2 protein-coding genes are annotated in these 1,015 nt (G+C 73.9%); one reads left to right on the forward strand and one right to left on the reverse strand.

Annotation, left to right across the window (positions count from 1 at the left end):
* Positions 1-275: 275 nt before the first annotated feature.
* Entirely contained in the window at positions 276-671 is a 396-nt protein-coding gene (locus VR44_RS38090) for a TOBE domain-containing protein (protein WP_045952259.1), read from the reverse strand.
* A 134-nt stretch (positions 672-805) separates the two neighbouring features.
* Here VR44_RS38090 and VR44_RS38095 point away from each other — a divergent pair.
* On the forward strand, positions 806-1,015 hold a 210-nt coding region (locus VR44_RS38095), incomplete at its 3' end, for a S4 domain-containing protein (RefSeq protein WP_045952260.1).

The raw sequence follows: 1,015 nt of genomic DNA on the forward strand, positions 1-1,015 counted from the left end.
GGCCGAGGCGGACGGGGTGCCTGCGGCGTCGGCCTTCTTGTCGTCGTTGCCGCCGCAGGCGGACAGCGGGACGAGCAGGGCGGCGGTCAGCGCGGCGGCGGCCGCGCGACGGCCGTTCAGGATCGCGTGCATGACAGGGAGCTCCTAGGTCGGGTCGGCGGCCGGCCGGGGGCCGGGCCGCGCGGTATGACCCGCGCCGTGACGGGCGGAGCGGGTGGGGGCGAACGGTGGTGCGCGCGGGGCGGGGGCGGCGGTGTGCCGCGCCGCGTCGGGGTTCAGGTGCGGTCGATGTGCACGCTGGTGGACTTCACGCGGGCGGTGGCCTGCATGCCGACCTCCAGTCCGAGCTCCTCGACGGCCTCGCGGGTCAGCAGGGAGACCAGGCGGTGGGGTCCTGCCTGGATCTCGACCTGGGCGGCCACGTCGCCGAGCGTGACGGCCGTGACGATGCCGGGGAAGGCGTTGCGCGCCGAGGTGTACGGCTCCCCGTCCTCGGTGTGGGCGCCCTGCCCCACCTCGACGGAGAAGGCGGCCAGGTCACGGCCCTCGATCAGGCGGCGCCCCGCCTCGTCGCGATGGGTCGCGACCCGGCCGGCGTCGGCCCAGCGGCGGGCGGTGTCCGGGCTGACGCCCAGCAGGCGCGCCGCCTGTCCGATGGTGTAGGACTGCATGTGCGACAAGGTAGGGGCATTGAGAGCGCATGTGCAACTCGTTTGGCTCGTTATCTATGGCAGATGCCATGGGGCTTGTGGTATCCGCCAAAAAGGGTTCCGTCTGCGGGGCGGTGGATCGGTAGGCTCGGCGCATGGCTGATACGAAGAGCACGGGCGGAACGGCGGCCGGGCCGGGTCCGCTGGAGGCGGGTACCGCGCGGGTGGACGCCTGGATCTGGTCGGTCCGGCTCACCAAGACCCGGTCCGTCGCGGCGACCGCCTGCCGTGCGGGGCACGTCAAGGTCAACGGCGAGCGTGCGAAGCCCGCGCAGCAGGTGCGGGCGGGGGACGAGGTACGGCTG

The organism is Streptomyces katrae, assembly GCF_000966975.1.
Classification (GTDB): Bacteria; Actinomycetota; Actinomycetes; order Streptomycetales; family Streptomycetaceae; genus Streptomyces; species Streptomyces katrae.

Excerpts from the sequence above, each read along its gene's own strand:
- VR44_RS38090 (WP_045952259.1), bottom strand. The coding sequence starts at position 671 with ATGCAGTCCTACACCATCGGACAGGCGGCGCGCCTGCTGGGCGTCAGC.